Annotated in this window: 24 protein-coding genes; 12 read left to right on the forward strand and 12 right to left on the reverse strand. The window is 68.7% G+C overall.

Features of this window, described 5'->3' with window-relative positions:
- Positions 1 to 132: 132 nt before the first annotated feature.
- Entirely contained in the window at positions 133 to 387 is a 255-nt protein-coding gene (gene rpmE / locus MBTS_RS16585; protein ID WP_018045309.1) for a 50S ribosomal protein L31, read from the reverse strand.
- A gap of 170 nt (positions 388 to 557) precedes the next feature.
- Here rpmE and MBTS_RS16590 point away from each other — a divergent pair, with 170 nt between their 5' ends.
- The gene (locus MBTS_RS16590) at positions 558 to 2,405 is read left to right on the forward strand and encodes an ABC transporter transmembrane domain-containing protein (protein ID WP_192216060.1); all 1,848 of its coding nucleotides are present in this window, start codon (positions 558 to 560) and stop codon (positions 2,403 to 2,405) included.
- 111 nt (positions 2,406 to 2,516) lie between these two features.
- A complete protein-coding gene (dnaE, locus tag MBTS_RS16595) occupies positions 2,517 to 6,023 on the forward strand; it encodes a DNA polymerase III subunit alpha (RefSeq protein WP_192216061.1) in 3,507 nt (1,168 codons plus the stop codon).
- Positions 6,024 to 6,028: 5 nt separating this feature from the next.
- Here dnaE and MBTS_RS16600 read toward each other — a convergent pair whose 3' ends face one another.
- Complete coding sequence (locus MBTS_RS16600) at positions 6,029 to 6,418, reverse strand: winged helix-turn-helix transcriptional regulator (RefSeq protein ID WP_056140018.1); 390 nt, start codon at positions 6,416 to 6,418, stop codon at positions 6,029 to 6,031.
- Positions 6,419 to 6,517: 99 nt separating this feature from the next.
- Here MBTS_RS16600 and MBTS_RS16605 point away from each other — a divergent pair, with 99 nt between their 5' ends.
- The 3 genes from MBTS_RS16605 to MBTS_RS16615 all read left to right on the forward strand — a co-directional run bounded on the left by MBTS_RS16605 (position 6,518) and on the right by MBTS_RS16615 (position 8,276).
- Positions 6,518 to 7,288 carry an SDR family oxidoreductase gene (locus MBTS_RS16605; RefSeq protein ID WP_147833351.1) on the forward strand — a complete coding sequence of 257 codons (771 nt, stop codon included), beginning with the start codon at positions 6,518 to 6,520 and terminating at the stop codon, positions 7,286 to 7,288.
- A gap of 179 nt (positions 7,289 to 7,467) precedes the next feature.
- Positions 7,468 to 7,827 carry a VanZ family protein gene (locus MBTS_RS16610; RefSeq protein WP_026176196.1) on the forward strand — a complete coding sequence of 120 codons (360 nt, stop codon included), beginning with the start codon at positions 7,468 to 7,470 and terminating at the stop codon, positions 7,825 to 7,827.
- A gap of 14 nt (positions 7,828 to 7,841) precedes the next feature.
- Positions 7,842 to 8,276, forward strand: a complete 435-nt coding sequence (locus MBTS_RS16615) for an MEKHLA domain-containing protein (RefSeq protein ID WP_147833350.1) — start codon at positions 7,842 to 7,844, stop codon at positions 8,274 to 8,276.
- Positions 8,277 to 8,434: 158 nt separating this feature from the next.
- Here the strand turns inward: MBTS_RS16615 and putA are convergent, their stop codons facing one another.
- The 4 genes from putA to MBTS_RS16635 form a co-directional block, all read right to left on the reverse strand.
- Positions 8,435 to 12,187, reverse strand: coding sequence for a bifunctional proline dehydrogenase/L-glutamate gamma-semialdehyde dehydrogenase PutA (putA, locus tag MBTS_RS16620; protein ID WP_238254028.1), 3,753 nt, complete (start codon positions 12,185 to 12,187; stop codon positions 8,435 to 8,437).
- Positions 12,188 to 12,354: 167 nt separating this feature from the next.
- Positions 12,355 to 13,071 (reverse strand): gamma-glutamylcyclotransferase, encoded by a 717-nt coding sequence (locus MBTS_RS16625; RefSeq protein ID WP_056140026.1) that lies wholly within the window; start codon positions 13,069 to 13,071, stop codon positions 12,355 to 12,357.
- 59 nt (positions 13,072 to 13,130) lie between these two features.
- Positions 13,131 to 13,928 carry a hypothetical protein gene (locus tag MBTS_RS16630; RefSeq protein ID WP_147832918.1) on the reverse strand — a complete coding sequence of 266 codons (798 nt, stop codon included), beginning with the start codon at positions 13,926 to 13,928 and terminating at the stop codon, positions 13,131 to 13,133.
- Between the two features lie 68 nt (positions 13,929 to 13,996).
- Positions 13,997 to 14,428 carry a hypothetical protein gene (locus tag MBTS_RS16635; RefSeq protein ID WP_056140031.1) on the reverse strand — a complete coding sequence of 144 codons (432 nt, stop codon included), beginning with the start codon at positions 14,426 to 14,428 and terminating at the stop codon, positions 13,997 to 13,999.
- 142 nt (positions 14,429 to 14,570) lie between these two features.
- Between MBTS_RS16635 and recO the strand changes: the two genes are divergently transcribed.
- Both recO and parC read left to right on the forward strand, forming a co-directional pair.
- Positions 14,571 to 15,311 carry a DNA repair protein RecO gene (gene recO, locus MBTS_RS16640; RefSeq protein ID WP_147832919.1) on the forward strand — a complete coding sequence of 247 codons (741 nt, stop codon included), beginning with the start codon at positions 14,571 to 14,573 and terminating at the stop codon, positions 15,309 to 15,311.
- Positions 15,312 to 15,364: 53 nt separating this feature from the next.
- The gene (gene parC / locus MBTS_RS16645) at positions 15,365 to 17,617 is read left to right on the forward strand and encodes a DNA topoisomerase IV subunit A (protein ID WP_147832920.1); all 2,253 of its coding nucleotides are present in this window, start codon (positions 15,365 to 15,367) and stop codon (positions 17,615 to 17,617) included.
- Positions 17,618 to 17,662: 45 nt separating this feature from the next.
- Here parC and MBTS_RS16650 read toward each other — a convergent pair whose 3' ends face one another.
- From MBTS_RS16650 to MBTS_RS16665, 4 genes are all read right to left on the reverse strand, one after another.
- Entirely contained in the window at positions 17,663 to 17,962 is a 300-nt protein-coding gene (locus MBTS_RS16650) for a helix-turn-helix domain-containing protein (protein WP_056140036.1), read from the reverse strand.
- Positions 17,963 to 17,974: 12 nt separating this feature from the next.
- Complete coding sequence (locus tag MBTS_RS16655) at positions 17,975 to 18,238, reverse strand: type II toxin-antitoxin system RelE/ParE family toxin (RefSeq protein WP_238254030.1); 264 nt, start codon at positions 18,236 to 18,238, stop codon at positions 17,975 to 17,977.
- Positions 18,239 to 18,783: 545 nt separating this feature from the next.
- Entirely contained in the window at positions 18,784 to 19,056 is a 273-nt protein-coding gene (gene infA, locus MBTS_RS16660; protein ID WP_018045296.1) for a translation initiation factor IF-1, read from the reverse strand.
- Positions 19,057 to 19,491: 435 nt separating this feature from the next.
- Positions 19,492 to 20,637 (reverse strand): branched-chain amino acid ABC transporter substrate-binding protein, encoded by a 1,146-nt coding sequence (locus MBTS_RS16665; RefSeq protein ID WP_192216063.1) that lies wholly within the window; start codon positions 20,635 to 20,637, stop codon positions 19,492 to 19,494.
- A 264-nt stretch (positions 20,638 to 20,901) separates the two neighbouring features.
- Between MBTS_RS16665 and MBTS_RS16670 the strand changes: the two genes are divergently transcribed.
- The 4 genes from MBTS_RS16670 to MBTS_RS16685 are packed head-to-tail and all read left to right on the forward strand — an operon-like array spanning position 20,902 to position 23,574.
- Positions 20,902 to 21,225 carry an XdhC family protein gene (locus MBTS_RS16670; protein WP_056140047.1) on the forward strand — a complete coding sequence of 108 codons (324 nt, stop codon included), beginning with the start codon at positions 20,902 to 20,904 and terminating at the stop codon, positions 21,223 to 21,225.
- Between the two features lie 9 nt (positions 21,226 to 21,234).
- Positions 21,235 to 21,951 carry an XdhC family protein gene (locus MBTS_RS16675; RefSeq protein WP_056140050.1) on the forward strand — a complete coding sequence of 239 codons (717 nt, stop codon included), beginning with the start codon at positions 21,235 to 21,237 and terminating at the stop codon, positions 21,949 to 21,951.
- Positions 21,948 to 22,988, forward strand: a complete 1,041-nt coding sequence (locus MBTS_RS16680) for a molybdopterin-binding protein (RefSeq protein ID WP_192216064.1) — start codon at positions 21,948 to 21,950, stop codon at positions 22,986 to 22,988. The genes MBTS_RS16675 and MBTS_RS16680 overlap by 4 nt, the downstream gene beginning before the upstream one ends.
- Positions 22,981 to 23,574: a nucleotidyltransferase family protein gene (locus MBTS_RS16685; RefSeq protein WP_056140056.1), complete on the forward strand. Its 594-nt coding sequence runs from the start codon at positions 22,981 to 22,983 to the stop codon at positions 23,572 to 23,574. The genes MBTS_RS16680 and MBTS_RS16685 overlap by 8 nt, the downstream gene beginning before the upstream one ends.
- 16 nt (positions 23,575 to 23,590) lie before the next feature.
- On the opposite strand, the gene MBTS_RS16690 is transcribed toward MBTS_RS16685, so the two are convergent.
- Together MBTS_RS16690 and MBTS_RS16695 are read right to left on the reverse strand one after the other, a co-directional pair.
- The gene (locus tag MBTS_RS16690) at positions 23,591 to 23,752 is read right to left on the reverse strand and encodes a DUF2256 domain-containing protein (RefSeq protein WP_187273466.1); all 162 of its coding nucleotides are present in this window, start codon (positions 23,750 to 23,752) and stop codon (positions 23,591 to 23,593) included.
- A gap of 12 nt (positions 23,753 to 23,764) precedes the next feature.
- Complete coding sequence (locus MBTS_RS16695) at positions 23,765 to 24,631, reverse strand: formyltransferase family protein (RefSeq protein ID WP_056140061.1); 867 nt, start codon at positions 24,629 to 24,631, stop codon at positions 23,765 to 23,767.
- Between the two features lie 113 nt (positions 24,632 to 24,744).
- On the opposite strand from MBTS_RS16695, the gene MBTS_RS16700 reads away from it, so the two are divergent.
- The coding region (locus MBTS_RS16700) for an SDR family NAD(P)-dependent oxidoreductase (protein WP_192216065.1) at positions 24,745 to 25,005 on the forward strand (261 nt) is incomplete at its 3' end.

A 25,005-nucleotide genomic window follows, 5' to 3' on the forward strand; every position in this document is an offset into this window, starting at 1 on the left:
TTGGCGCGTCGAGGCCCGGCGTGGCCTCGATGCCTGGAAACGCGAAAGGGCGGCGCCTCGTCGGCGCCGCCCTTTCGCGTTTCGAAAACCCTCCGCCGCCACCAGCCGGTCGCGTCGGTCAGTCCGCAGAGATCACTTCTTGCCGAAGGAGAGGGCGCCGAAACGCGAATTGAACCGCGAGACGCGACCGCCGCGATCGAGCATCTTCTGCTCGCCACCGGTCCAGGCCGGGTGCGTGTTCGGATCGATGTCGAGGTTGAGGGTGTCGCCCTCCTTGCCGTAGGTCGACCGGGTCATGTAGTCGGACCCATCGGTCATCACGACCTTGATGAAATGGTAGTCGGGATGCTCGGTACCCTTGGCCTTGTCGGCCGCACTCTTTGCCATGACGAAATCCTTGAATAGCCACGCCGACCGGCCCGCCTGGCGGCCCGCGGCCTTAGATCACGCGCAATCGGATGAAGGCGGGCCTATACCCCACGTGCTTCCTCCGAACAAGCGCCCGGGCGCGGGAGATCGCCCGGGCGCGTATTTTCTTGAGACGATGACGAGGCAAGATGGCTCGCGGGCGTAAAAAAATTTCCGGCGGCGATGGCCGCGGCAAGGCACCCCTCGGGTCGCTGAAGCCGCTGATTCCGTTCGCACTGGTCTATCGCGGTCGCATCCTGGCGGCGTTCCTGTCGCTGCTGGCGGCTTCCGGGGCGACTCTGGTCGTGCCCATCGCGCTCCGGCGGGTGATCGATCACGGCTTCTCGCCGGAGGGCCACAGCGTCATCGACGCCTATTTCATGGCGCTGATCGGCGTGGTGTCGGTCCTCGCCCTCTCGAGCGCGGCGCGGTACTACACCGTGGTGACCCTGGGCGAGCGCGTGGTCGCGGACCTGCGCAGCGCGGTCTTCGCCCGCCTCACCATCCTCGATCCCGCCTTCTTCGACCGCTCGCAATCGGGCGAGATCGTCTCGCGGCTCACCGCCGATGCGACGCAGGTGAAGGCGGTCTTCGGCGTCTCGATCTCCATTCTCCTGCGCAACGCCTTTCTGTTCGTCGGCGCGGTGGCGATGATGGTCATCACCAGCCCGAAGCTGTCGATCCTGGTGCTGGTGGCGATTCCCCTCATCGTGTTCCCGCTCATCCTGTCCGGGCGCGGCGTGCGGCGGCGTTCCCGCGCCGCGCAGGACCGGCTGGCCGATGCCTCGGCCTATGCGGCCGAAGCCATCGGGGCGATTCGCACCATGCAGGCCTTCGGCATGGGACGCGCCACGGCGGAGCATTTCGGGCAGGCCTCCGAGCATGCGTATTCCGCCGCGCGCAATTCGGTGCAGGCCCGCGCCCTCCTCACCGGGGTGGCGATCTTCCTGATCTCGGCCAGCGTCGTCGGGGTGATGTGGTACGGCGCGCAAGGGGTGCTGGCCGGCACGATGACGGCGGGCCAGCTCTCGCAATTCGTGCTCTACGCGGTGTTCGGCGCCAGCGCGCTGGGCCAGCTCTCCGAGGTCTACGGCGAACTCGCCCAGGCGGCCGGCGCCGCCGAGCGCCTCGGCGAGATCCTGGCCGCCGAGCCGGCGATCCAGGCGCCCGCCGATCCGGTGCCGCTGCCGGTGCCGCCACGCGGCGAGGTGGCGTTCGAGCAGGTGCGCCTCACCTATCCGACCCGGCCCGAGCACCCTTCGCTGGACGGGATCAGCTTCCAGGTGGCCCATGGCGAGCGCGTCGCTCTCGTCGGCCCCTCGGGCGCCGGCAAGACCACGGTGCTGCAGGCGCTGCTGCGCTTCTACGATCCGCAATCGGGGGTAGTCCGCGTCGACGGGGTCGACATCACCGCCGTCGATCCGGATTCGCTGCGCGAGCGCATGTCCCTGGTCCCGCAGGACCCCACCGTGTTCTCCGGCTCGGTGATGGACAACATCCGCTACGGCCGGCCCCTCGCCAGCGAGGCCGAGATCCATCGCGCCGCCGAACTCGCCCATGCGGACGGGTTCATCCGCGCCCTGCCGCAGGGCTACCACACCCAGGTCGGCGAGCGCGGCGTCACCTTGTCCGGCGGTCAGCGCCAGCGCGTCGCCATCGCCCGCGCCATCCTCAAGGACGCGCCGATCCTGCTCCTCGACGAGGCGACCTCGGCGCTGGACGCCGAGAGCGAGCGCGCGGTGCAGACCGCGTTGGATACCCTCATGCGCGGGCGCACCACCCTGGTCATCGCCCACCGTCTGGCCACCATTCGGGCCGCCGACCGCATCCTCGTCCTCGATGGCGGCAGGATCGTCGAGACCGGCACGCACGAGAGCCTGCTGGCGCAGGGCGCGCTCTACGCTCAGCTCGCAGCGCTCCAGTTCACCGACGCGCTGGACGAAACCGCCCGCGGCAAGGAGCCGAGGCCGAAGCGCCTGGCGCTGCCGGCCGAATAGGCAAAGGCGGGCGAGGGGGCCTGTGACCCGAAAGGCCCTCTTCCACAGGCAATTGCGCCGGACGTGGTAATGGTAATGGACCGTGAACCGCGACTCGGGATGGGTTGAGTCATGGCGCGCATCCTCAAAGATCCCGGTTTCGTCCACCTCCACGTCCACTCGTCCTTCTCGCTCCTAGAAGGGGCACTGAAGGTCGCCGACATCGTCAAGGCGGCCGCCGCCGACCGGCAACCGGCCCTGGCGCTCACCGACACCAACAACCTGTTCGGGGCGCTGGAATTCTCCGAGAAGGCCGCCGGAACGGGCATCCAGCCCATCGCCGGCATGCAGCTCTCCGTGGCCTTCGAGGCGCCGGACCCGATGGCGCGGCTGTCGCAGATCGTCACCTCCAACGTCGTGGTGCTGGCCCAGAGCGAGGCCGGCTACGGCAACCTCCTGCGTCTCGCGAGCCGCGCCTATTTCGACGGCCCCCTGGGCGACGCGCCCCGGCTCACCGTGGAAGCCCTGGCGGAGAATGCGGGCGGCCTCATCGCGCTCACCGGCGGCACCACCGGCCCCCTCGACACAGCCCTGCGCGGCGGACGCGTCGAACTCGCCGCCGCCCGCCTCGAGCAGCTGAAGGGAGCGTTCGGCGAGGACCGGCTCTACGTGGAGATCCTGCGCCACGGACTCGACGACGAGCGCATGGTCGAGCGCGAATTGCTGAGGCTCGCCGATTCCAGCGGCCTCTCGATCGTGGCCACCAACGAGCCGTTCTTCGCCAAGCCCGACGATTACGACGCCCACGACGCGCTGCTCGCCATCGCCGAGGGACGCCTCGTCTCGGACGAGCGGAGGCGCAAGCTCACTCCGCGCCACGGCTTCAAGACCCGGGCCGAGATGGCCAAGCTGTTCCACGACCTGCCGGATGCCCTGTCCGCCACCGTGGAGATCGCCATGCGCTGCGCCTATCGCGTGCGCACCCGCAAGCCGATCCTGCCCAATTTCGGCGTCGTCGCCGCCCTCGATGCGCTCCCCGTGGAGACGGTCTCGCCGGATGTCGCGGCGGAGATCGCCCTCGACGAGCCGTCCGAGCTGCGCCGTCAGGCCGAGGCCGGTCTCGAACTGCGTCTGGCCCAGCACGGCCCCTGCGATGGTATGACCGAACAGGTCTATCGCGATCGTCTCGCCTTCGAGCTCGACGTCATCGTGAAGATGAAGTTCCCCGGCTACTTCCTCATCGTGTCGGACTTCATCAAATGGGCCAAGGACCACGACATCCCGGTGGGGCCGGGCCGTGGTTCGGGTGCCGGCTCGCTGGTGGCCTATGCGCTCCTCATCACCGATCTCGATCCGCTGCGGTTCGGCCTGCTGTTCGAGCGCTTCCTCAACCCCGAACGCGTCTCGATGCCGGATTTCGACATCGACTTCTGCGTCGACGGCCGTGAGCGCGTGATCCAGTACGTGCAGGAACGCTACGGCCACGAGCAGGTGGCGCAGATCATCACCTTCGGTACGCTGCAGGCGCGCGGTGTGCTGCGCGACGTCGGCCGCGTGCTGGAGATGCCCTACGGGCAGGTCGACAAGCTGACGAAGCTGGTGCCGCAGAACCCGGCTAACCCCGTCACCCTGGTCCAGGCCATCGAGGGCGAGCCCAAGCTCCAGGCGGCGATGGAGGAGGAGCCCGTCGTCGCGCGCCTCATGCAGATCGCCAAGAAGCTCGAGGGTCTGCACCGCCACGCCTCGACCCACGCGGCGGGCGTGGTCATCGGCGACCGGCCGTTGGAACAGCTCGTACCGCTCTACCGCGACCCGAAGACCGGGATGCGGGTGACCCAGTTCAACATGAAATGGGTCGAGGCGGCGGGCCTCGTGAAGTTCGACTTCCTCGGCCTCAAGACCCTGACCATGCTGCGCTGCTGCACCGACCTCCTGGCGCAGCGCGGCATCATCGTCGATCTCGCCTCGCTGCCGCTGGACGATCCCAAGACCTACGCGCCGATGAAGCGCGGCGAGACGGTGGGCGTGTTCCAGGTGGAATCCGCCGGCATGCGCAAGGCGCTGGTCGAGATGCAGGCCGACCGGTTCGAGGACATCATCGCCCTCGTGGCGCTCTACCGCCCCGGCCCCATGGCCAACATCCCGGTCTATTGCGAGCGCAAGCTCGGCCGCGATGCCGGCAACGAGGCGAGCTGGTACCCGCACGAGAAGCTGGAGCCGATCCTCAAGGAGACCTTCGGCATCATCGTCTACCAGGAGCAGGTGATGGAGGTGGCCAAGCTTCTGGCCGGCTACTCGCTCGGCGACGCCGACATGCTCCGCCGCGCCATGGGCAAGAAGATCAAGGCCGAGATGGACGCTCAGCGCGACCGTTTCGTGAAGGGCTCCGTCGCGGGTGGCCTCACCGAGGCGAAGGCCAACGAGATCTTCGACTTGCTCGCCAAGTTCGCCGATTACGGCTTCAACAAGTCGCACGCCGCCGCCTACGCCCTGCTGACCTACCAGACGGCCTATCTCAAGGCGAACTACCCGGTGGAGTTCCTGGCCGCCGCGATGCAGCTCGACATCGACGTCACCGACAAGCTCGCCGAGTTCCGCCAGGACGCCCAGCGCCTCGGCATCCCGGTGGACCCGCCCTCGATCAACACATCGGGCGTCAATTTCGAGGTCCATGACGGGCGGATCGGCTATGCGCTCGCCGCGATCAAGGGCGTGGGCCGGGCCGCCGTCGAGGCCGTGGTGGAGGCGCGCGGCGACACGCCGTTCAAGGACCTCGCCTGCCTCGCACGCCGGCTCAACCCGCGCCTCATCAACAAGCGGACCCTTGAGAACCTCGTCGCGGCCGGCGCCATGGATACGATCGAGCCGGATCGGGCCCGCGCCTGTGCCGCCATCGAACCGATGATGAAGATGGCACAGGAAGGCGCGCCGTCCGTCGAGGGCATGACCGACATGTTCGGCGGCATCGCCGCTGCCGACGTCACGCTGCGCGTGCCGACCCACGAGGGGTGGCCGATGGCCGAGAAGCTGAAGAAGGAATACGAGGCCATCGGCTTCTTCCTCTCCGGCCATCCCCTCGACGAATATGCCGGCCTGCTGGAGAAACTCCGCGTCCAGAGCTGGGCCGAGTTCTGCCGCTCGGTCCGCGCCGGCACGTCCAGCGTCGGCAAGGTCGCCGCCTCCGTCCTCGACCGCTCGGAGCGCCGCACCAAGTCCGGCAACAAGCTCGGCATCGTCACCCTCTCGGACCAGACCGGGCATTTCGAGGCGATCATCTTCCAGGAGGGCCTCGGCCAGTACCGCGAGATCCTGGAACCCGGCCGTCCCCTCGTGCTGCAGATCCAGGCCAATCTCGAAGGCGAGGACGTGCGCGCGCGCATCGTCACCGCCGAGCCCCTCGACGAGGCGGTGGCCCGGTACCAGAAGGGCATGCGCGTCTATCTCCGCGACGAGCGCCCCATCGTCAGCGTCCAGCAGCGCCTGCAGGTGCGCGGCGAGGGCGAGGTCTCGCTGATCCTCCTCCTCGACGGCGGCGACCGGGAGGTCGAGGTCAAGCTCCCCGGCCGCTATCAGGCGACCCCGCAGATCGCGGGTGCCCTCCGCGCTGTGCCCGGTGTGGTGCAGGTCGAAGTGAACTGACGGGTTCAGCCTCCCGAGGGGAGGGGCCCGTCGAACGTCTCGCGCGCCGTTTCCACCGTCGCGAGGTTCTGCTCGGCCCAGATCCACACGCCGCAGAAGGCGGCGCCGAGGCTCTGGCCGAGTTCCGTCAGCCGGTACTCGACCTTGGGCGGCACCACCGGATGCACGGTGCGGATCACCAACCCGTCCCGCTCCATGTGGCGCAGCGTCTGGGTCAGCATCTTCTGGCTGATCGTGCCGATCGCTCGGCTCAGTTCGGTGAAGCGAAGCTCGCCCTTTTCCTCCAGGATTTCGAGGATCAGCATCGTCCATTTGTCGGCGACGCGGCCGATGAGGTCGTGGACCAGAGCCTCGACGCGCGGATCCGCGTCGGCGGGTGGGTGCGGAGCCGGCATCTCACGCTCTCCTTTTGGTGAGTACAAATCTTTTTGGTGCCTTCTACCCTTTGGAGAGTAGGTGCGGCATCTGTTTGGGACAACCAGGAGGGATGTCCCATGAAGACGAGCGGCAACACCATTCTCATCACCGGCGGCGCATCGGGGATCGGCCGAGAACTGGCGGAGCGGTTCCAGGCCCAGGGCAACACGGTGATCATCGCCGGCCGCCGCCGCGATCGGCTCGATGCGGTCACGGAGGCCAATCCCGGCATGGTCGGCCATGTGCTCGATGTCGAGGACAAGGCCGGGATCGAAGCGTTTGCGGCGACGGTGATCGCCGCCCATCCCGACCTGAACGTCCTGATCAACAATGCCGGGATCATGCAGTTCGAGGATCTGACCCGCTCCCGCGATCTGTCGGATGCCGAGGCGATGGTGACCACCAACCTGCTGGGGCCGATCCGGCTCACCAACGCGCTGATCGACCATCTCGCGACCCGGCCGGACGGGGCGGTCATCAACGTCTCGTCGGGCCTCGCCTTCGTGCCGCTCGTCTCGACCCCGACCTATTCGGCGACGAAGGCGGCGATCCATTCCTACACGATCAGCCTGCGGGACGCCCTGAAGGGCAAGGTCGAGGTCATCGAGCTCGTGCCGCCCGCCGTGCAGACGGAACTCACGCCCGGCCAGTCGACGCGGGAGGGATACATGCCCCTCGGCGACTTCATGGACGAGGTGATGACGCTCTTCGCGACGCAGCCGACTCCGCCGGAAATCCTGGTGAAACGCGTGGGCTTCCTGCGCTTCGCGGACAGCGAGAAGCGGTTCGACCAGACCCTGGCCACCGTGAACGACGTCGCCGACAAGGCCCGCGCGGCCCAGCACTGACGCTCCGCAGCGGCCATGCGCGCCGGCGTGCCGGTCGGACAGACGCGGCGGGAAACATCTGTCGCGTAACCGCGTCTTAATAATACCTTCAGCATGGTCGAGATCAGGCTGGACCCGGTGCTTGCCCGACAAGTCCCGGCATGACGCGAACTGGCGTCGCGGTTCGGTGGCACGCTTCGATGACGAGAACTCTCTTGCGCCTGTCGGTCTTCGTCATCCTCGCGATCCTGGTCTTCGTGACGCTGTCGCCGATCGGGCTCCGGCCGGTCGTCGCCTCGGCGAATGTCGAGCGGATGAGCGCCTACGCCCTGTTCGGATTCCTGTTGATCCTGGCCTATCCCAAGCGCTGGTATCTCGGGCTCGTGACCGGAATGGCGGTGGCCGGCATCCTCGAATTCGGCCAGGAATTGTCGCCGACCCGCCATGCCCGGATGTCCGATTTCCTGGTCAAGGCGGTCGCCGCGGCGTTCGGCAGCCTCGTCGCTTACCTCGCCCTGGCCGCCTATGCCCGGTTCGAGCGGCCTTCGGCCTCGCGCTGACACAGGTGCCTGACGTGGATATCTCCGACGATCCCGGTTTTTACGCGCTCCTGACCGGGAGTTTCCACCGTGCCGTCGGCCGGGCGCTGGTGCCGGAGCCGGGGCGCGACGCGGCCTGGCTCGATGCCGACGCCCCCTTCGCGGTTCTCGCCCATGACGGAGGGGAGGACCCGCGTTTCATCTATGCGAACCTGACCGCCCTGCGCGTCTTCGGCTACGAGAAGGCCGAGCTCATCGGCCTGCCCTCCCGCTTCTCGGCCGAGGCCCCGGAGCGGGCCGAGCGGCAGCGCCTCCTCGACGCGGTCACCCGCCACGGGTTCGTCGACAACTATGCCGGCATCCGCATCCGCAAGGACGGAACCCGCTTCCCGATCCGAGACGCCATCGTCTGGCAGCTCGTGGACGAGGCCGGCCTGTTCCACGGTCAGGCCGCGACCTTTTCCGTCTGAGCGGGGTCGCCGCTGTCGACGCGGGAAGGCGTGACGATTTTCCTCCTCCAACCCACGACCTCATCCTGTGGCGCCGCGTAGCCGCCTCGAAGGAGGGCTTCAGAACCCGCTGTGCGAACTGGAGGGCTCCTTTGAGGCCTTCGCTGCGCTTCGGCACCTCAGGGTGAGGTGGTGGGTGGGATCGCGATCGCATCGCTATCCTCTCCGAGTGTCATCAGGGCGGCATTGCCGCCTGCCGCTGCGGTGTTGGTGCTGATGCTGCGCTCCCGGAGCAGCCATTCGAGGGAGTAATCCTCGACTCCCTTCTTCAATCCGTCCGGCGACACGGCGAGGACCGGGATGATGGGGCCGGGCAGCGCGGCGGCTCTCCGCGTCGCCGTGAGGGTCGCCTCCGCCCCGCCCTCCACCAGGATCGCCGCGCAGCCCATGGCGTCCGGCCCATCGGCGATGTCGATCGTACCCCGAACCGCACGGGGCAGGAGGTCGAGCATGGGTCGCAGGCCGGCGGGCGGGACGAGGCGGATCGTGTTGCCGGTGGCGAGGCATGCCGCGATCTGTGCGAACAGCCCGGTCTCGCTGGCCGGCAGGCACAGGACCGTGCCGCGCGGATGCAGGCTGTAGCGGTTGCTCTCGCCCACCGGGCCGGGCAGGGCGATGTCGAGCCCGAGGAGGCTCCGTTCTGCATAGGCGTCGCCGCGCGCCGCCTCCCTGTCCCTGCCCGCCGCCGACAGGGCGTCGCGCAGGGACGCCAGCGCCTCGGGCATGGCGGCGGGGCGCCGGGCGAGGCCGGTCTCCGCAGGCGCCGAGGCCAGGAGGCGGCGGAGGTAGAGTGGGCCGCCGGCCTTCGGTCCGGTCCCCGACAGGCCCTCGCCGCCGAAGGGCTGCATGCCGACCACGGCCCCGATGAGGTTGCGGTTGACGTAGAGGTTACCGGCGCGGACCCGGTCCAGGAAGCGCGCGACGGTGGCGTCGATCCGGCTGTGCACGCCGAAGGTCAGGCCGTAGCCGGTCTCGTCGATGGCGGCGGCGAGCCCGTCGAGACCGCCGCGCCGGTAGCGCAGGATGTGGAGGATCGGCCCGAAGACCTCGCCGGTGAGGTCGTCCAGCTTGTCGATGGCGATCAGGCTCGGCGGGACGAAATGGCCCGCCGCGCAGGAGGCGGGCAGCGGGAGCCGGTCTACGGCATGGCCGAGCTCCCGCATCCGCGCCACATGCGCCTCGATCCTTTGTTGCGCTGCCTCGCTGATGACCGGCCCGATATCGGTGGCGAGCTGGTCGGGATTGCCGATGGTGAGCTCGGCCATCGCCCCCTTCAGCATCGTGAGGATGCGCTCGGCGATCTCGTCCTGCAGGCAGAGCACGCGGAGCGCCGAGCAGCGCTGGCCGGCCGAATCGAAGGCCGACACCAGCACATCGGCCACCACCTGCTCCGGCAGGGCGGAGGAATCCACCACCAGGGCGTTCTGGCCGCCGGTTTCCGCGACGAACGGGATCGGTCGCCCCAGAGGGCCGAGGCGTCCGGCCAATTCGGTCTGTATCCGCTTGGCGACATCGGTCGATCCGGTGAACAGGACACCGTCGATGCGCGGATCGGCCACGAGGCGGGCGCCGACCCGCCCCCCTCCCGGCAGGACGCCGAGCACGCCCTCCGGAATCCCGGCCTCGATCAGGATCTCCACCGCGAGCCCGGCCACCAGGGGCGTCTCGCCGGCGGGCTTGGCGAGGACGGCGTTGCCCGCCGCGAGGGCCGCCGCGACCTGCCCGATGAAGATGGCGAGGGGGAAGTTCCACGGGCTGATACAGGCGACCACGCCGAGGGGGATATGGGTCGCGGCTTTGAAGCCCGCCGCCTGCACACCGTAATAGTGGAGGAAATCCACCGCCTCGCGGATCTCGGCCGCGGCGTTGGCGAGGGACTTGCCCGCCTCCCGCACCAGCAGCCCGAGGAACGCGTCGCGCCGCGCCTCGATCAGGCCGGCCGCATCGGCCAGGATCTCGGCCCGCCGCGACGGAGCCGTCGCAGCCCAGCCAAGAGTCGCCGAGCCCGCTCGCGCGATGGCGGCATCGACGCATCCGTCATCCGCCTCCACCACGTATCCGACGACATCGTCTCGGTCCGCCGGGTTGAGCACGGCCCGCCTGTCGCCTTCGATCCCATCCGACGGAACGGGTCGCCAGAGGAAGGGCGTCGCCGCGCCGCGTGGTAGGGCCTCGCCGAGGGACGCGAGCACGTCCTCGTCGGCGAGATCGAGGCCGCGCGAATTGGGCCGGCTCCCGGCGAACAGGTCGCGCGGCAGGGGGATTCCCGGATGCCCCGAGCCGGGTGGCGAGACCCGGCGCGCCCGCTCCACCGGGTCGGCGACGAGGTCGTCCATTGAGACGGCGGGGTCGGCGATCCGGTTGACGAAGGAGGAATTCGCGCCGTTCTCGAGCAAGCGCCGGACGAGATAGGCGAGCAGGGTCTCGTGCGTGCCCACCGGGGCGTAGATCCGGCACGGACGGTTCAGGATCGATCCGCCGACCACCTCCTCGTAGAGCGTCTCGCCCATGCCGTGCAGGCACTGGAACTCGTAGTCGCCCGGCCGGAAGTCCGGCCCCGCCATGGCGACGATGTCCGCCAGCGTGCGGGCGTTGTGGGTGGCGAATTGCGGGAACACCGCGTCACCGGCCATCAGCAGCCTGCGCGCGCAGGCGAGATACGACACGTCCGTATGCACCTTCCGGGTGAAGACCGGGAAGCCGTCGAGGCCGTCGACCTGGGCGCGCTTGATCTCCGAATCCCAATACGCGCCCTTGACCAGGCGCACCATGAGGCGGTGCCCGCTCCGCCGCGCGAGGTCGACGACCCAATCCACCACCGGGAGCGCGCGCTTCTGGTAGGCCTGGACGACGAAGCCGAGCCCGTCCCAGCCGGCCAGGCGCTCGTCCATCGCCAGGGCTTCGAGGAGGTCGAGGGAGAGATCGAGGCGGTCGGCCTCCTCGGCGTCGATGTTGAAGCCGATGTCCTGACGGCTCGCCGCGAGGGCGAGGCCCGCCAATCGCGGCAGCAACTCGGCCATCACCCGCCCGCGCTGAGCTCGCTCATAGCGTGGATGCAGGGCCGAGAGCTTGACGGATATGCCCGGCCCGGCGAGCTGTCCGCGCCCACCCGATGCCGCGCCGATCGCCGCGATGGCGCCGGCATAATCCTCGGCGTACCGGGCGGCATCCCCGGCATTCATCGCCGCCTCGCCGAGCATGTCGTAGGAATAGGTAAAGCCCATGGCCTCCCTGCGCCGGCCGTTGCGCAACGCCTCGGCGATGCTGCGGCCGGTGACGAACTGGCCGCCGAGCATGCGCATGGCGAGATCGACGCCTTTTCGGATGGCGGGTTCGCCCGCGCGCCGCACCACCCGTGTCAGTGCCGCCGCGAGGCCGGGCTCGTCCGGCGCGCCCACGACCCGTTCCGTCAGGACCAGCCCCCATGTGGCCGCGCCGGCAAAGAGGGAGGTGGCATGGCCGAGATGCGACCACCAATCGCCATGCCCGATCTTGTCGCGGATCAACGCGTCCCGGCTCGCCGCATCCGGAATGCGCAGAAGCGCTTCGGCGAGACACATCAGGGCGACCCCCTCCGCGCTCGACAGGCTGAACTCGCGCATCAGTTGCTCGACGGGGGCGCGCGAGCCCTTGGCGCGAAGGGTGGCGACGAGGTGCCTCGCCAGATGCATCGCGGCCGCGTTCTCGCCCGGGTTCCGGCGCGCGGCGGCCATCAGGGGGGCGAGGCACTCGGATTCGGAAAGACGATGGGCGGCCCGGATGGCGGCCCGGAGCGTGCCACTCGGTGCCGAAGGCCCCGCGAGGTCGGCGAAGGGCGCCCTTGGACCAGGCGGGATCGGCGCTGCGGAGGGGAGGGAGAGGCCATTGCTCACGGGTCGAGACCCTCCCGCCGCTGCGCCGTGCGGCCGCCGGTTCCGGGCGGCGATCTTGCGGGGATGGATGCTTCGGACGTCGCCGCCGCATCGGCCCCGTTGCACCCGGTGGAATCGGGACTATCCCGCGCCTGCAGGCAAAAGCGATGCTCAGCGGGGCGGTTCCGTCAACGCGCCGCAAGGCGGGGCTCCTGCTCCTGCCGGTGGTCCGCTTCCAGGCGCTCGGCGACGAGCCGCTGCAGCCGCCAGAGATGGTCGTCGAGAATGCCGGCCTCGGCGCAGGCCTGCGCCGTGCGAAAGAGGTATTCCGCGCTCGGGCCGAGATGCCCCGCGCCGGTGGCGATCCGGTCGGCGATCTCTTCCTCGGTGAGGCGGCCGGTGTAGCGGTCGCTGGCGCGGTTGACGACGAAGGTCAGGGCGGTGACCGGGCCTGTGCCCGTCTCCACCGTGACCCAGCGTCCCTCATAGCCGCCGCCGCGCATCTCGCGGCGCCACACCGGCATCAGGGTCGCGGCCGGGTCGATGCCCTCCAGTCTGAACGCGATTCCCCGGCAGATGCCGCCCCGGTCGAGGGCGAGGACGAGGCCCGGCCGGTCGCGGCTCCCGCGAAAGCGCCGCTGCAACAGGCAGAAGCGCCGGTGATAGCCCCGCACCGTGCCGGTGCGCCGCTCGGCCACGGCGAATTCCGGCTGCCAGATCAGCGAGCCGTAGCCGAACACCCAGAGCCCGTTCCCCTGCGCCGGCCTGCCATGGAGCATCCGGTCGAGGCCGGGCGCGAGATCGCGATCGGTGAGGAGATGCAGGGCGCTCGCATCGTCGGCGACGGGAATCGGATGGGCGCGGGCGATGAGATCGAGGGTGAGCGAGAGCGGACGATGCGGCATGGACCGTATCGGAGCATCACCGGTCGGTCCGGGCAAGCCGCGACCTTGATCGCATGCGTTCAGGGCGGGACGTTGCGAGCGGGTACGATCAAGGCTGATCGGCCCCAATGTTTTCGTATTCCAAGGACGATAGCAATGCCTAAGGTGAAGCTTAGCAGCGTCGACACAAGGCTGAGTGGAATGACAAGGAGAAGAGCGAATATCAGATAGACAACCAGTGCGGCAGTCATAGCGCGCAACAGGATACTGAAGGCCCAGAGAGTGAGTAGCCAGCGGCTGCGATGTGTAGGACGCCCGGTGGCCACGAATGCCAGGACTGCCGTGAGGCATCCAAAGCCCATCACTAAGCCATGGAGATACGGATGCTCCATGATGAATGCAGACTCGCGAACCACGATCTCGCTTGGCAACGCCATGCGTGCCGCGAATCCCCAACTCTCGTTCCCCGATTCCGTGCTCCACATGAAGTCGTCGCCTTCGACGCTCGCGCTCGGTAATGTCGCGTCTACCGACCTGAACGAAGACGGATCAATCGTCAGAACCTGTGCTGTATCGTGAACGTAGCCTCGGCAAGATCTTGGTGTGCCGTCGCAGATCAGGGAGATCAGGGAGTACTTACCGCTGCGCGCTAACGGTCGCCCCCGGCCATCGAGAACGAGGAGACGAACAGAATCAGAAAAGAGGATTCCATCTCCGTGAAGGAGCCGGATTTCCCCCTGTTCGCCGTCGGGCAGCGTCAATCGCTCCGTCTGCGTCATGTAAGGGGTATGCGCCACGGCGACGACGTTTCCCGCCGTTAGCGAGGGGACGGAGAGTAGCAGCAGGATTAGAAACCGGAGGCCGGGCTTGGCTTTCATGTCTAGATCGTTCTTTCAGGTATTTTCTCGCGTGTTACGGCGTCAGCCATTGCCGGAAACATACATCCTTATCTGTTCCCCAGCGCCTCCAGCTCCTTGAACGGCTCCGTCTTGTGGCCCTCGCAGACCTCCTCGGCATCTTCGAGGATGCTGAGCTTGCCGGCCTCCTCGCGGATGACGGCCTTGGCCTTCTCGCCCTTGAGGAAGCGGCGGCCCATCATCCGGGCGGACACGCAATAGAGGGTGCGGCCGTCATCCTCGAACGGTCCGGCGATGCGGCTGTGCTCGAACCGGACCGGGATCACCGAGATCGAGCCGAAACCGCTCTGGCGCAGGGCCAGGGCGGCCACCCGCTCGCGCATGGTGAAGGTCGCGCCGGGCGCGGGTGCCGGATCGGGCCGCCCGCACCCGGTGAGCGCGACGGCGACGAGGCCAAGCCATGCGCCGCCAGCACGGCGGGAGATTGCACGGTCCGTGCGGGCGCGCGGTAAGACGGTCATGGTCGTCGAGTCTCGAACCAGGGGAGCATGAGGCATAGCGTCGAACACGCCCTGCGGGAATGCCGGTGACGATGCAATCCACGCCCTCGAGTGGACGGACCGGCCCGTTTCCAACGCACGGTCCGCGCTCTAAGGAGGGGGCATGCAATGGACCGACGACGGCGTGGTGCTGGGGCTGCGCAGGCAAGGCGAGACCGGCGTCGTCCTCGAAGTGATGACCCTGGACCACGGCCGCCATCTCGGCCTCGTCCATGGCGGGCGCTCGAGGCGGATGCAGCCGGTGCTGCAGACCGGCAATCACGTCCGGCTGACCTGGCGGGCGCGCCTCGACGAGAGCCTGGGCGCCTTCGCGGTGGAGCCCCTCGAATCCGCCGCCGCGCGGCTCATGGGCTCCGGCCTCGCCCTTTACGGCGTGACCCACATGGCCGCGCTCCTGCGCCTCCTGCCCGAGCGCGATCCCCATCCCGCCGTCTACGAGGCGGCCCGCATCCTCGTCGCCCATCTCGACGACCGGGTGATCGCGCCGCTCCTGATGGTGCGGTTCGAACTCGCGATCCTGGCCGAGCTCGGCTACGGGCTCGATCTCAGCGCCTGCGCCGCCACGGGAGGCAACGACGCGCTGATCTACGTCTCGCCCAGGACCGGGCGGGCGGTCAGCGCCTCGGCCGGAGAGCCCTTCCGGGACAGGTTGCTGGCGCTGCCGGGCTTCCTTCTCGACCGGAAGGGCGGCCGCACCGGCTTCATGCCGCCCGACGAGCGGGATGTAGCCAATGGGTTTACCTTGACGGGGTATTTCCTCGACCAGCACATCTGGGGGCCGCGCGCCATCGCGCCTCCGGCGGAGCGGGCGCGATTCGTTGCGTTGGGGACGCAGAGCGCCTAAGTCACGTTCGCGTTATGTTCTGATTTGGGCCATGTTCGGCCCGGGAGTTCGTCATGGGCCAGCCCTTCGATCCGCCATCGGGATCCGACGGCATCGAGAGCGTCGAGCTGAAGTCGGCGCTGGAAGAGCGCTACCTCGCCTATGCGCTCTCCACCATCATGAACCGGGCGCTGCCGGACGCCCGCGACGGGCTCAAGCCCGTCCATCGCCGCATCCTCTACGGCATGCGGCTGCTCCGGCTCGACCCGAACACCGCCTTCAAGAAATGCGCGAAGATCGTCGGCGACGTGATGGGCGATTTCCATCCTCACGGCGACCAGGCGATCTACGATGCGCTGGTGCGGCTCAGCCAGGACTTCGCGCAGCGCTATCCGCTGGTGGATGGCCAGGGCAATTTCGGCAACATCGACGGCGATGGCCCCGCCGCATACCGCTACACCGAGGCGCGGCTGACGGAGGTCGCCCGCCTCCTGCTCGACGGGATCGACGAGGACACGGTCGATTTCCGGCCCTCCTACAATGGCGAGAAGGACGAGCCCATCGTCCTGCCGGCGGCCTTCCCGAACCTGCTCGCCAACGGCTCCCAGGGCATCGCGGTGGGCATGGCCACCTCGATCCCGCCCCACAACGCCGCCGAACTCTGCGACGCGGCGCTCTATCTCATCGGCCATCGCGATGCGACCTCGGCCCAGCTCCTCACCTTCGTGAAGGGGCCGGATTTCCCCACCGGCGGCATTCTCATCGACAGTGCCGAGTCGATCGCCGAAGCCTACCGCACCGGGCGTGGCGGTTTTCGCGTGCGGGCGCGCTGGGCGAAGGAGGATACCGGGCGCGGTACCTGGAACATCGTCGTCACCGAGATCCCCTACGGCATTCCCAAGGCCCGGCTCATCGAGAAGCTGGCCGAACTGCTGCAGGAGAAGAAGCTGCCGCTGCTGGCCGACGTGCGCGACGAATCGGCGGAGGACGTCCGTGTCGTCTTGGAGCCGCGCTCGCGCAGCGTCGACCCGGTGATCCTGATGGAATCGGTGTTCCGGCTCACCGAGCTCGAAGCCCGCATCCCCCTCAACATGAACGTCCTGGTGGGCGGTCTCGTCCCGCGCGTGATCGGGCTGGCCGAGGCCCTGCGCGAATGGCTCGACCATCGCCGCGTCGTGCTCCAGCGCCGCTCGCGCCACCGCCTCGCGCAGATCGAGCGCCGCCTCGAAATCCTCGGCGGCCTCCTCATCGTCTATCTCGATCTCGACGAGGTAATCCGCATCATCCGCGAGGAGGACGAACCGAAACCGTCCCTGATGAAGCGGTTCGAACTCACCGAACTCCAGGCGAACGCCATCCTCGACACCCGCCTGCGCTCGTTGCGCAAGCTGGAGGAGATGGAGCTCAAGCGCGAACTCGATACGCTGACCAAGGAGAAGGACGGGCTCGAAGAGCTCCTCGGCTCCGAGAAGATGCAATGGTCGGACATCACCAAGCAGATCCGCGCCGTGAAGAAGGCCTTCGGGCCCGAGACCAAGCTCGGCGCCCGCCGCACCACCCTGGAGAACCCGCCCGATACCGCCGGGATCGACTTCACTTCCGCCATGGTGGAGCGCGAGCCGATCACCGTCATCGTCTCGGCCAAGGGCTGGATCCGCGCCCTCAAGGGGCATGTCGCCGATCTGTCGGGCGTCGCCTTCAAGGGCGACGACGCCCTCAATATCTCGTTCCTCAGCGAGACCACGGCCAAGATCCTGGTGCTCGCCTCCAACGGCAAGGTGTTCACCCTCGAAGCGGCGAAGCTTCCGGGCGGGCGCGGCTTCGGTGATCCGATCCGGTTGATGGTGGATTTCGACGACGGCGCCGAGATCGTCGCCGCGCTGCCGTATCAGCCGGGCGGCAAGCTCCTGATTGCAGGCTCGGATGGGCGCGGCTTCCTCGCCCCCGCCGACGCGCTGGTGGCCAATACCCGCAAGGGCAAGGGCATCATGGGGCTCGACGAGCCGGCCCAGGCCATGCTGCTCGTGCCTGCCGGCGGCGGCGATCATGTCGCCGTCTGCAGCGCAGACCGGTTGCTACTGGTCTTCCCGCTCTCGGAAATGCCGGAACTGTCGCGCGGCAAGGGCGTGCGCCTGCAGCGCTGCCGCCAGAGCACGCTCACCGACGCCCACGTCTTCACCCTGGCCGAGGGCCTGCCCTGGCGCGACAGCGCCGGTCAGGAGCGGCTCGCCAACGCGGCACTGCTGGAGAAGTGGATGGGCCACCGGGCCGAGGCCGGCACGCTGATGACCCGGAGCTTCCCGAAATTCGAGCGGTTCGGGAAGTAGGCGATCCGCGACGTTTGGCATTGTCAGGACGTCGGCCCGGATGGATCAGGCCGGCTTTCCGAACGTCTCCTCGACGAGCCGAGGATTGCGCTGAAGGAGCGCCAGAAGCACACGGGCTGGCCCCTCGGGTCGACGTCTGCGCTGTTCCCAGTTTCGCAGAGTGCCGACTGCGACACCGATCCGGCGCGCGAAGGCGTCCTGACTAAGATCGGTCGCCTTGCGTATGGCCACGACATCGATCTCCCGAGGCACGTGGACGTGCAAATCGGGCACTGTCTCGCCACGCGCGTGCATGGCCGCCTGCTCCAGGCTCCGCGTCAATTCCGCGAATGTCGCGTCGTCCATCGGTTCGTCTCCTCAGAACAAGGTTTCAATCAGCCGAGCGAGTGCACGGGCCTGGTCGGGGGTCAGATCGCTTTGATCGTTCTTCGCATAGGCCATGAGCAGGTAGACGCCGCGCGCTGCCACCACATACGAAATCACCCTCGCACCACCGCGTTTGCCGCGTCCGGCCAGGGGAATGCGAGCTTTTCGAAGCCCCCCCGCACCGGGGATCACGTTGCCGGCATGTGGATTCGCTGCGAAATAATCCACGACCGCGGACCGCTCGGTCTCGGTCATGACTCTTTCGGCGGAGCGTAGATACACCTCCGTCTCAATGACCGTATGAAGTGGTCCAGCCATACTCAAGACTGCGCCATTGACGCAGGAGGGTCAAGGCGCATCATGCCAGTTCGATGGGGAGCGTCCGGCTGACCCAATTTTCTCGAAAGTCAGGTGAGATCTGAAGCAGAGAGCGGCGCGCCGACGAACGGGAAATGGCGAACGTTCCACAGACTCGGGCAAGCGACTTAGCGCTTCAGGGGCGTTGACGGCTTGGGGACGATCCTGACGGCTTCAACAGCAGTCAGGCCGGGATTCCAAAGCAACGCCATGCGGTGTCGGTCGAGGCTGCAGAGAAGGTTTGCCGCCGCCGCAAGGCTCGGTCGCAGCCTCATTCTCGCTCTCCGGCTGGCCGCGCTAGCCGGAATGACGGAGGAATGCTCGTTCAGCGAAATCGCAGGGTCCATGACGGCTGGGTCATTCCACGAAGGTGTTCCGAGGCAGCGTCATGACAGACATGCCGTTCCATCCCGGGCCGGGACGGAGACTGGCGGTATCCATGCTCAGCGGCGGCGGAACTGGCCGCGGATCGGCGGGCGCGGACCTGAGGAGCGCTCGTCCTTGTGACGGAACACGAGGCGGCCCTTCTCGAGATCGTAGGGGGACATCTCGACGGTGACACGGTCGCCGGCCAGAGTCTTGATGCGGTTCTTCTTCATCTTGCCGGCCGTGTAGGCCACGATCTCGTGGCCCTGGTCGAGCTGCACGCGGTAGCGTGCGTCCGGCAGGATCTCGATCACGAGACCGTCGAACTGCATCAACTCTTCTTTCGCCATCCACACTCTCCAGCCGGAACGCCAGAACGGGGCATTCCGGGACACCAAAAACATAGCCGTTCGGCAAAACGCTGCGGGCGGCGGGTCCGATCCCATCGGATGCGCAACACCGGCGAGCGTCGGCACGACATAATGTTCGCGCGTCCCGTAAGCAAGCTTTTACCGCCTGGAACGCTATCGCGTCGACAGAAAATCACATGCTGTCCTGGTCCCTCGACAGTGTCGCGGGGGGCTCAACTGCCCGATTCGGCAGGCTCGTGCCGGACGACGACAAGGAGACCTCATCGCCGTCCGCCCGCGCGACTGCGCGGTGGCGGGTGTTCGCCGAACGCGCCGAGGACGACCATAGGTCGTGATCGGCGCCGCTTGGTATCGAGCCGCATCCGTGGCGAGTACGGCCTTCCCGAACCGGCGGCGATACGCGGGCCCCTCGCCTCAGGGCGTCACGGCGTTGCCGGCGTAATCGATGCGGCCGTCCGGCGTCTTCCTCCAGACCTGCAGCACGTAGCCGGGTGCCTTGGACTGGCCGTTGGCATCGAACGCGATCTCGCCGATGGCGGTCTTGAGCGGCACACCGCCGTGCAGGAGATCCGCGACCTTGCGGCCCTCGCTCGACTTCGCCTGCTCCACGGCCTGTCTGAGGATCTCCACCGCCGCATAGCCCTGCGCCGCCACCATGTCGGCCTCCGGCGTCCTCGGCCTGGCCGCCACGCCCTTGGATTCGGGCAGCTTTCGCGGCTCCGGCAGGAGGGTCATCACCGTCCCCTCGGCGCCCGGGCCGGCCCCCGTGGCGAAGTCCTTGTCGAGGAGCCCGTCACTGCCGACGAGGGGTATGGCGAGACCCGCCTCGCGCAGGGAGCGGATCAGCTGGCCGGCTTCCGGCGCGAGGCCGCCGAAATAGACGACCTCGACCTGCGCGCGTTTCAGGCGGGCGACGAGGGACGACAGGTCCCTGTCGCCGCGGTTGAGGCTCTCGAAAGCCGTCTCGGCCTGCCCGTTCCCCTTGAGGATGCGGGCGACATCGTCCACCAATCCGCGCCCGAACGTGCTCTTGTCGTGAACGAAGCCGATCCGCCGCCCGCGGAAACGTGCGAGGAGATAAGTGGCCGCGATCTGCCCCTGCTCGGCGTCACTGCCGCCGATACGGAAGACGTTCCAGGCCCCGCGCGTGGTCAAGGCAGGCCAGGCGATGCCGGGCGTCACGGCGGCGATTCCCGCGTCCTCGTAGATCGGCAGGACCGACGCCGCCACGGTGGCGTTGAACGGCCCGACGACGAGGGGGACCCGATCGGCGATGAACTTGCGCGCGACCGCGAGCCCCTGCTTGCCGTCGCCGGCATCGTCGGCCACGACGAGGGCGAGCTTGAGCCCCTTTGGGCCGGCCGCGCGGTTGAGATCCGCCACCGCCTGTTCGGCTCCCGCCCGGAGCCCCTGTCCGAAGGCGGCATCCGGCCCGGTGAGAGGGAGCGAGAGGCCGATCCGGACCGGTGCCTGGGCCGGACTCTGTGCGACGACGCCGGATGCGACGAAGGCCAGCGCGGCGAAGAACGGTGCGGCGGCCGCGGGTAAGATGCGTCTCATGGTGCGAGGCCCGGATGGTCGGCACGAGGCCGATCCAGCCTCCTTAGCGCAGCCTGACGCAATTGGCGCGGCCCGATCGAATGGGCCGTCCTTCCACGGGGCGATCCATTGGGCGATGCCTGTGTGCCGGTCGGCACGCTTCGGGGGCCGGGCATGGCACGGGCCTCGCCTGCGCATTGCACCGGGGGTGCCGGAGCCTATCTCCCCGAGGCGGCGTTGCGTGAGTGCCGTCATGCCCTGGACGCGCAGCGCGCGGAGTGTCCCATGCTCTCCACCGAAACAGACATCCTCCACGCGGCCGAGGCGTGGCGCCTTAGCGGGCGCGGCGTGGCGCTTGCCACCGTGGTCGAGACCTGGGGCTCCGCGCCTCGCCCGGTGGGCAGCCACCTCGTCGTCGACGAGGGCGGCAACTTCCTCGGTTCGGTCTCGGGCGGCTGCGTCGAGGGGGCCGTCATCACGGAAGCGCTGGACGCCATCGCCGACGGACGATCCCGGGTGATCGAGTTCGGCGTCGCCGACGAGACCGCCTGGCGGGTCGGTCTCTCCTGCGGCGGGCGCATCCGCGTCTTCGTCGAACGCATCGACTGAAGCGGCGCCATGAAGCTCGATTCCCTCCATGCCCTCAACGTCGAGCGTGCCGCGCGCCGCGCCGCGATGCTCGTCACCGACCTTGACGACGGCAGCCAGCGCGTGGTCCGCGAGGCAGAGATCCCGGCCGACCCCCTGGCCGACATCCTGGCGCGACGCCTCGCCTCCGGAAAGAGCGGCCTCGTCGAGGTGGAGGGGCGGCAGTTCTTCCTCACCGTGCAGGTGCCCGCCGTGCGGCTCGTCCTGATCGGGGCGGTGCATATTAGCCAGGCGCTCTGCCCGATGGCGACGGCGGTCGACCTGTCCGTGAGCGTCATCGACCCGCGGACGGCCTTCGCCACGCCCGAGCGCTTTCCGGAGGTTCCCCTCCTGCCCCTCTGGCCCGACGAGGCCCTGGCCGGCCCCGTTCCGCCCCTCGACCGCTATTGCGCCGTCGCGGCCCTGACCCACGATCCGAAGATCGACGATCCCGCGCTGATCGCGGCCCTGAAGGCCGAGTGCTTCTATGTGGGCGCCCTCGGCTCGCGGAAGACCCACGCCGCGCGGGTCGAACGCCTGTCGCAGGCCGGGCTCTCGCCCGAGCAGATCGCGCGGATCGAGGCGCCGATCGGCCTCGACATCGGCGCCGTGAGCCCGGCCGAGATCGCGGTCTCCATCCTGGCGCAGATCGTGTCCGCCCTGCGCGGCGGCGGTCCGCGTGCCGTCAAAGGCGGAGGCCCCGCGTGAAGTTCGGTTCGGTCGCGATCACGCGGGCCGCGGGGCTCATCGCCGCCCATACCCTGCGGGCCGATGACGTGATCGTCCGCAAGGGGCAGCCGATCCAGGGCGACGACGCGCGTCGTCTCGCCGAGGCCGGCCTCGACAGCGTGGTGGCGGTGACCCTGGAGACGGGCGATGTCGGCGAGGACGAGGCTGCCGCCCGTCTCGCCGCTCGGGTGGCGGGGTCGGGTCTTTCCACCGGCCCCGCCTTCACCGGGCGCTGCAACCTCCAGGCGGAGGTGGCGGGCATTCTGATGATCGACCGTCCTGTCGTCGACGCGGTGAACGCCGTGGACGAGGCCATCACGCTCGCGACCCTGCCGCCGTTCCGACCGGTGAGTCCGGGCGAGATGGTGGCGACGGTGAAGATCATTCCCTATGCCGTGTCCGGCTCCGCCCTCGACCGCGCCTGCGGGATCGCGACGCCGGCGCCCCTCACGGTCATGCCCTATCGCCGCTTCCGGGTGGGTGTCGTCTCCACCCTGCTGTCGGGGCTCAAGGAGGCCACCGTCGCCAAGACCCTGCGCAACCTGGAACGCCGGCTGGGGCCGACCGGGGCCGGGATCGCCTCCGACCTTCGAGTCTCGCACGAGGCCGGTGCGGTGGCGACCGCCATCCGCGAGGCCATCGACCGCGACGGATGCGATCTCGTCGTGGTGTTCGGCGCCTCGGCCATCGCCGACCGGCGCGACGTCATCCCCGCCGGCATCGAGGCGGCGGGCGGGGAGGTGGAGCATTTCGGCATGCCCGTCGATCCCGGCAACCTGCTCCTCGTCGGCCGTCGCGGCGAGGTCCCGGTGATCGGGGCTCCCGGCTGCGCGCGCTCGCCCGCCGAGAATGGGTTCGACTGGGTTCTCCATCGCCTGCTCGCCGGCCTCGCGGTGAGCCGCGCCGACATCGTCGGGCTCGGCGTCGGTGGCCTGCTCATGGAGATCGTGTCCCGGCCTCAGCCGAGATCGGGGCGGCAGGGTCCGTCGGAAGAAAGCATGTCGGAGGATGCCTGACGCCGTCGGCATCGTCCTCCTCGCCGCTGGCCGGGGAACGCGCTTCGGTGAGGCCGTGAAGATGCTTGCACTCCTCGATGGCCGGCCGCTCGTCCGCCACGCGGCCGAGACTGCGATCGCGGCGAATCTCGGTCCCGTGGCGGTGATTCTCGGCTCGCATGGCGCTGCGGTCCGGCGGGCGCTGGCGGGCCTCGACCTGCGGATCGTCGACAACCCGGCCCATGCCGAGGGCCTGTCCACCTCCCTGCGATGCGGGCTCGACGCCTTGCCGGAGACCGCCCGCATCATCGTGATGCTCGGGGACATGCCGCGTATCCGGCCCAGCCACCTCGCGTCCCTGGTCGAGGCCTTCCTGGCCGCCGACCCGGCGCCGGCCGCCATCGTCCCGGTCCATCGCGGATCGCGCGGAAACCCGGTTCTCCTCAATCGCGCGCTCCTCGCGTCCGATCTGGCGTCGCTCACCGGGGATCAGGGCGCCGGCCGGATCCTGGCGGCGCGGACGGATGTCGTGGAACTGGAGATGGATGCGGCCGTCGTCCTCGATATCGATACGCAGGCCGCCCTGATCGCTGCCGCCCGCGCCTGATCAGGAGGCCTTGTGATCAGGAGGCCTTGCCCGGCCGCTTCGCCTCGTTCCGGCAGCGGTCGGAGCAGTAGCGGACCTCGTCCCACACCCGTTCCCATTTCTTGCGCCAAGCGAAGGGCTTGCCGCAGGTGGCGCAGACCTTGGTGGGCAGATCCGCCTTCTTGCGCATGCGCGGCATGGGAGGCTTGTCCTAGCGCCCGAGTTGCCCGGCATCCGCGACGGCGACCGGGCTCCAGCGGGTGATCTGGATGAAGCCGTCGCGGGCGGCGACGACGATGTGGCGGCGGTAGCGGTGGACGATCGTTCCCGGCGAGTGGCGGTGCGGCTCGCGCCAGCCTTCCGCCGCCGCGACGAAGACACGGTTGTCGCCCAACTGTACGATGGTCTCGATGGTGCCGAAGGCCCGCATGCGCCGCAGAATCGCCTCCACGTCCGTGCGGAAATCGAGGGTCCTGTCCGCATCCGTCACGCGGGGCCAGTAGGAGCCTTCGCCCTGGGGCTGGGCCGCCCGCCAGCGAGTCGGCAGGTCGCGCGCGATCGGTCCCGAGGCCAGCCGCCGGGCTGCGATCTGGCATTTGGCGAGCAGGGTCTCGTGAGTCTCCTGCGGCGCCATGGCGAACGTCTCCTGCGCGAGGATGTCACCCGTGTCGAACCCCTCCTCGGCCAGCACATGCGCGGTCACGCCCCAGCTGTCGCGTGCGTCGGTGATCGCCTTGAAGAGGGGGTAGGGGCCGCGCCCGACCGGCAGGGGCGAGGGATGGAAGTTCAGGGCGTAGCCGGCCCGGTTGCGCCAGCCCCGGATGAGCCAGGGGTAACCGGCCACCACGAGCGCCCAGTCCGTCCCGTGGGTCTGCGCCAGGGCGTCGAGATCCGCGAGCTTGATCCGCGAGAGTTGCATCGGGATGCGGTGACGGCGGCTCTGGGCCACGACCGCCTCGTTGTGGTCGTAGAGCCCATCGCAGGGCCGGGTGAACAGCTTGATCGGCGTCCATCCGGCATCCACCAGCGCTTCGAACACGCCGCCGAGGAAATCGATGCCGGCGAAGGCAAACTTCATGAAGAACCCCGGGAGCGGATGCGCGGCGTGCGACTCTACGGATGGTGCCCTGCGGGCTCCACGGTCGCGCCGTCCGCCTTACCTAACCGATCCGGCACGGAATGGGAGCGGTCATGAATCGGGTTGTGATCTACGGCGGAACCGGCGGTATCGGCATGGCCACGGCGCGGGCCCTGCGCAAGCGCGGGATCCCGCTGCATCTCGCGGCGCGCGATGCCGGGCGGCTCGAGGAAGTCGCCGCCGACCTCGGTGAGACCACCTTCACCGCAGGCGACGTCACGGACCCCGCCCATTTCGCGATCGTCACGCAGGAGGCGGGCGACACCTTGGCCGGGCTCGTCTACGCAGTCGGCACCATCAACCTGAAGCCGCTG

The organism is Methylobacterium bullatum (assembly GCF_014845095.1).
In the GTDB taxonomy this organism is placed as follows: Bacteria; Pseudomonadota; Alphaproteobacteria; order Rhizobiales; family Beijerinckiaceae; genus Methylobacterium; species Methylobacterium bullatum.

Excerpts from the sequence above, each read along its gene's own strand:
- rpmE (WP_018045309.1), bottom strand. The coding sequence starts at position 387 with ATGGCAAAGAGTGCGGCCGACAAGGCCAAGGGTACCGAGCATCCCGAC.
- MBTS_RS16590 (WP_192216060.1), top strand. The coding sequence starts at position 558 with ATGGCTCGCGGGCGTAAAAAAATTTCCGGCGGCGATGGCCGCGGCAAG.
- dnaE (WP_192216061.1), top strand. The coding sequence starts at position 2,517 with ATGGCGCGCATCCTCAAAGATCCCGGTTTCGTCCACCTCCACGTCCAC.
- MBTS_RS16600 (WP_056140018.1), bottom strand. The coding sequence starts at position 6,418 with ATGCCGGCTCCGCACCCACCCGCCGACGCGGATCCGCGCGTCGAGGCT.
- MBTS_RS16605 (WP_147833351.1), top strand. The coding sequence starts at position 6,518 with ATGAAGACGAGCGGCAACACCATTCTCATCACCGGCGGCGCATCGGGG.
- MBTS_RS16610 (WP_026176196.1), top strand. The coding sequence starts at position 7,468 with ATGACGAGAACTCTCTTGCGCCTGTCGGTCTTCGTCATCCTCGCGATC.
- MBTS_RS16625 (WP_056140026.1), bottom strand. The coding sequence starts at position 13,071 with ATGCCGCATCGTCCGCTCTCGCTCACCCTCGATCTCATCGCCCGCGCC.
- MBTS_RS16630 (WP_147832918.1), bottom strand. The coding sequence starts at position 13,928 with ATGAAAGCCAAGCCCGGCCTCCGGTTTCTAATCCTGCTGCTACTCTCC.
- MBTS_RS16635 (WP_056140031.1), bottom strand. The coding sequence starts at position 14,428 with ATGACCGTCTTACCGCGCGCCCGCACGGACCGTGCAATCTCCCGCCGT.
- recO (WP_147832919.1), top strand. The coding sequence starts at position 14,571 with ATGCAATGGACCGACGACGGCGTGGTGCTGGGGCTGCGCAGGCAAGGC.
- parC (WP_147832920.1), top strand. The coding sequence starts at position 15,365 with ATGGGCCAGCCCTTCGATCCGCCATCGGGATCCGACGGCATCGAGAGC.
- MBTS_RS16650 (WP_056140036.1), bottom strand. The coding sequence starts at position 17,962 with ATGGACGACGCGACATTCGCGGAATTGACGCGGAGCCTGGAGCAGGCG.
- MBTS_RS16655 (WP_238254030.1), bottom strand. The coding sequence starts at position 18,238 with ATGACCGAGACCGAGCGGTCCGCGGTCGTGGATTATTTCGCAGCGAAT.
- infA (WP_018045296.1), bottom strand. The coding sequence starts at position 19,056 with ATGGCGAAAGAAGAGTTGATGCAGTTCGACGGTCTCGTGATCGAGATC.
- MBTS_RS16665 (WP_192216063.1), bottom strand. The coding sequence starts at position 20,637 with ATGAGACGCATCTTACCCGCGGCCGCCGCACCGTTCTTCGCCGCGCTG.
- MBTS_RS16670 (WP_056140047.1), top strand. The coding sequence starts at position 20,902 with ATGCTCTCCACCGAAACAGACATCCTCCACGCGGCCGAGGCGTGGCGC.
- MBTS_RS16675 (WP_056140050.1), top strand. The coding sequence starts at position 21,235 with ATGAAGCTCGATTCCCTCCATGCCCTCAACGTCGAGCGTGCCGCGCGC.
- MBTS_RS16685 (WP_056140056.1), top strand. The coding sequence starts at position 22,981 with ATGCCTGACGCCGTCGGCATCGTCCTCCTCGCCGCTGGCCGGGGAACG.
- MBTS_RS16690 (WP_187273466.1), bottom strand. The coding sequence starts at position 23,752 with ATGCCGCGCATGCGCAAGAAGGCGGATCTGCCCACCAAGGTCTGCGCC.
- MBTS_RS16695 (WP_056140061.1), bottom strand. The coding sequence starts at position 24,631 with ATGAAGTTTGCCTTCGCCGGCATCGATTTCCTCGGCGGCGTGTTCGAA.